2 protein-coding genes and 2 pseudogenes are annotated in these 4,524 nt (G+C 70.6%); all 4 read left to right on the top strand.

Going from position 1 to position 4,524, the window contains the following annotated elements:
* Positions 1-322 (top strand): annotated as a pseudogene (locus BJP32_RS16585) (ABC transporter ATP-binding protein); the annotation flags it as partial.
* Positions 323-509: 187 nt separating this feature from the next.
* Positions 510-2,057: a S10 family peptidase gene (locus BJP32_RS16580; protein WP_003165830.1), complete on the top strand. Its 1,548-nt coding sequence runs from the start codon at positions 510-512 to the stop codon at positions 2,055-2,057.
* A gap of 668 nt (positions 2,058-2,725) precedes the next feature.
* Complete coding sequence (locus tag BJP32_RS16575) at positions 2,726-3,754, top strand: ABC transporter substrate-binding protein (RefSeq protein WP_232464050.1); 1,029 nt, start codon at positions 2,726-2,728, stop codon at positions 3,752-3,754.
* 65 nt (positions 3,755-3,819) lie between these two features.
* Positions 3,820-4,524, top strand: a pseudogene (locus tag BJP32_RS16570) (hypothetical protein); the annotation flags it as partial.

Raw genomic sequence — 4,524 nt, 5'->3', positions numbered from 1 at the left:
GCCCCCGACCCACGCCGACGCCGCCCCCTCCGGGGCGCGTCGGGTCGAGAAGGCGGAGCCTTCTGACCGCGCCCCGAAGAAACAGGCCAAGCTCTCCTACAAGGACGCCCGCCGTCTGGAAGAGGTCGAAAAGCTGATGGAGACACTGCCGGTCGAAATCGCCCGTCAGGACGCCATCCTGGCCGACCCCGACCTCTACGCGCGCGATCCCGCCGCCTTCGACCGCGCCATGAAGGCCGCCGAAAAGGCCCGCGCCGAGCTAGAGGCCGCCGAACTGGACTGGCTGGAGCTGGAAGAGAAGAAGGCCGATCTGGCGGGCTGAGAAACACGCTGCGACACGCCGCACATTCTTCGCCAAATCCCTCCGTATCCAGCCAACCCTTCCGCGATAAGGGCGGAACCCACGGTTTACATTCGCCCCCGCTTGCCGCCTCATTCCAAGCTGGGCGGCGTCGTTCGCGCGCCCGGCTCTCGAGGGGGAGCCGCGTAGACAAACTGGGGGTTTATCCATGAAGAGACTGCTTGTCGTCGCCGCTTCGGCGCTGGCCCTGGCCGGGCCGGCCATGGCGCAAAGCGGGGGCCAGAGCGGGCCTCAAGGCGCGCCGCGCGTCGATGTCGCCGCCGCCGCGAACCGCACCGAAGCCGCCATCCCGCCGCCCGTCATGTCCGAGACCCGCCACACCGGCGTCTTCGGCGGCCAGCGCATCGCCTACCGCGCCATCGCCGGCGAAACCTATCTGAAGGACAAGGAAGGCAAGCCGCTCGCGGCCATGGTCTCCTACAGCTACATCAAGGAAGGCCCGACGGACCCGAACCGTCCCGTGACCTTCCTGTGGAACGGCGGCCCCGGCTCTGGCTCCCTGTGGCTGCACATGGGCGCCTTCGGGCCCAAGCGCGTGGTCGTGCCGTCGGACGCGCGTGACGACGGCGCCGCGCCCTTCCCCATCATCGACAACGTCGACTCCCTGCTAGACGTCACCGACATCGTCTTCATCGACCCGATCGGCACCGGCTTCAGCCGCGCCCTGGGCAAGACCGACCCGGCCGACTACTGGGGCGTGACCAAGGACGCCAAGTCGATCGCCGAGTTCATCCGTCTGTGGCTGAACGAGCACGGCCGCTGGAACGCGCCGAAATTCATCGGCGGCGAGAGCTACGGCACCACCCGTTCGGCGGCGGTGATCAACGAGCTGGAAGGCAGCTACACCGACGTATCGATCAACGGCATCCTGCTGATCTCGTCGATCCTCGACTTCAGCCTGGCCGCCGACGCCCAGGGCAATGAGCTGGGCTTCGTCACCACCCTGCCCTCGATGGCGGCCGCCGCCTGGTATCACGACAAGGTGCCGAACAAGCCCGCCACGGTCGAGGAATTCGTCGCCGAGGCCCGCGCCTGGGCCATCGGCCCCTACGCCTCGGCCCTGCTGAAGGGCAACGCCCTGCCGGCCGACGAACGCGCCACGATCCTGCAGCAGCTGTCGCGCTACACCGGCATCTCGCAGACCTATCTGAGCAACGCCAACCTGCGCCTGTCGCCCGGCCGCTTCTACAAGGAGCTGCTGCGGGATCGCGGCCTGACCATCGGCCGCCTGGACGCCCGCTACACCGGCGTCGACTACGACAACGCCGGCGACCGCCCGGACAACGACCCCAGCTTCTACGGCATCGACGGCGCCTATACCGCCGCCATCAACGCCTGGGCGCGCGAAGGCCTGAAGTATTCGCCCGACGTGGTCTACTCCTCGATCGGCGGCACCCGGAACTGGGACTGGAACCTGCCGACCGCCGGACGCGGCGGAGCGGAGTATCTGAACGTGGCCCCCTACATCGGCCGCGCCCTGCGTGAGAACAGCGGCCTGCGCGTCTGGGTGGGTCAGGGCTACTACGACTTCGCCACGCCCTTCTTCGGCGCCGAATACTCGCTGAACCGTCCGGGCTTCCCGACCGACGGCCGCATCGAGTGGCACTACTACCACTCGGGCCACATGATGTACGTCCGCGACGACGACCTGAAGAAGCTGTCGAACGACATCCGCACCTTCATCCGCGCACGCTGATGATCCGCCGCCATCCGCTCCTGCGAGCGGATGGCGGTCGCTTTCCTGTGGACAACGCAAGACGCTGATCCGCTTTCGCGAATTTCGTCCGTCCACAGATATCCACAGACTTGCCCACCGGGTCCGGGAGAATTCCGCACAGACGCGCCGATTTGGGCGCTTGCCCAATAACGGATTTCGCGGGAACGTCAACAGGCCGAGGGACACGGCGGCGCGGAAATCCGGGGAGACCCGGAGATCAAGCGGACCGGTCCGGCTCTCTGACCCAGGGTTCCAAGCCTCTTCGGAGGACGCGGAAACACCGAAGCAGGGCCCAGGCTCCCGATCCTCTAGCGCTTCGGCGCCGGGATCACCGAGAACCAGGCCGGGATCGACGGACGGCGCGAGGTTCGCCTTGCGGAACGCCGAAGACCAGGGGCCGATGGAATGACAGTCGAACGACGCCGGGTCCGCCCGCCGACGCAGAGGCCGACTTCCGACCCGATAGCGGCCAAGTCCAACCCGGACTTGGCGAGGGGACGCGATCCGCGATCCGACCGGCGACGGTCTGGCTCAAAGGGTTACGTCCCCTCGCTCAATTCCGGCGCATGATTTCCGGGCTGAAATCCCGCCCGGCGACGCCCCGCCGCCTTTCCAAGCGCGGCCCGTCCCCCTACACCCTAGACGTGATGACTCGCGCCCGCCTGCACCGACGCGGCCTGATGGCCGGCGCCCTCGGCTTGACCGCCCTGGGCGTCCTGTCCGCGTGCGGCCGACGCCCGGCCCAAACCGACGAATCCGGCCGGGTGCGCCTGCGGGTCGCGGCGGGCGGCCCAGCCGGCGCCCTGCACGGCGGCTTCTACCAGGCCGTCGCGACCGGGGCCTATGAACGGCGCGGCCTCAACGTCGAGATTCTGGCCGGGCCGTCAGGCGCCGACATCCCCGCCCTGCTGGCCGCCAGCGCGGTCGAACTGGCCGTCGGCCGCGACAGCTTCCTGCCCCTGCGGCTGATCGCCGACCGGGCGCCGGTCAAGGCCGTGGCCGCCTTCCTGCAGAAAGACCCCGTCGTCCTGCTGGCCCATCCCGGTCAGGAGCTGGAGGATCTGACCGTCCTGCGCGGCCGCCGCATCCTGATGGAGCCGGGCGACCAGACCGGCTTCTGGACCTGGCTGCGCGCCCGCTTCGACCTGACGCCCGACCAGGCGCAGACCGGCGCCCCCGAGGACAATCTGAAAGCCTTCCGCGAGGATCGCCAAAGCGTGCTGATCGCCCGCCTGACCGACGGCGCGCCCAGCCTGATCACGCGCGAGGTCGGCTTCCAGCCCCTGGTCCTGACCCCGGCCGAGGACGGCTATCCCTCCTATTCCGGCCTGGTGCTGGCGCCCAACGCCTTCGCCCGCGACAACGCCCAGGCCCTGCGCGACTTCATCGCCGCCTCGGTCGAGGGCTGGCGCGACTATGTCCACGGCGACGGCGCCAAGGGCGACGCCCTGATCCGCCGCGCCCATCCTGACCTGCCCCAGCGCGTGCTGGACGCCGCCCGCGCCTCGCTGCGCGCCCAGGCCATGGTCGACGGCGGCGATGCGGCCCTCTACGGCCTGGGGGCCATGACCCCCGAACGCTGGCAGGCCTTCGCCGAACAGACCCAGGACGCCTATCCCGCCGCCCCCGACTGGCGCGAGGCCTTCACCAGCCAGTATCTGCCCTCGCGCGGCTAAGCCTGTCCGGCGTTAGGCGCGGATTAAGCCGCGCAGCCTAGGCTGTCTGGCTGAACGTCTTCACCTTGCACGAGGCGCCGGTGCCGCGCATCCTGACCATTGCCGTCCTTCTGCCCGCGCTCGGCGCCTCGACGGCCGCCCTGGCGCAGGCCGCGCCGTGGGCGCCGCCCCAGGCTCAGACGCCCTACCCGCCCGCCGCCTATGATCGCCAGCTGTCCTGGCCGGGCCGCGCCCAGGCCCATCCGTCCAGCCAGACGGCCCCCGCCTATCCGGCCGCGCCCGCCGACGGTTTCGCCCCGCCGCAGGAAGCGGCCTACTTCGCGCCGCCCGCGGCTCAGACAGTCGCCCGCCCGGCCGTCATCCCGCACGGCGGCTATCCGTGGCGCGCCGGAGCGCCGGGCTACAACCGTCAGCTGACGCCCGCCCAGGCCTGGGGCGCGCCGTCGCCGATCCCGGCTCCGCCGTCGTCGGCCAACGCCCTGACGCCCGCCCCCGACTTCCGGCCCGTGACCAGCCATCCCGATGCGACCTGGGGCCCCTACGTCTCGCCTCCGGCCCAGCAGCCCGCGCCGGCCTACACGCCCCCGGCGCCGTATCAGCCGACCTACCAGCCGCCGCCCTGGACGCGTCAGCCTCTCTCGGTCCCGCCCCAGCCCGTCGCGCCGCCGCCTTCGGGCGAGGCCCCCGCGCCCTACGTCCCCGAGGCTCAGCCCCAGCCCCAGCCTCAGCCGATAGAGCGCGCTCCGGCGCCTGGCCACGCTCCCTGGACG

The organism is Brevundimonas sp. ZS04 (assembly GCF_001956865.1).
GTDB classification, from domain to species: Bacteria; Pseudomonadota; Alphaproteobacteria; order Caulobacterales; family Caulobacteraceae; genus Brevundimonas; species Brevundimonas diminuta.
The sequence above is the reverse complement of the archived record's forward strand: the minus strand, read 5'-3'. Positions and strand labels throughout refer to the sequence as shown.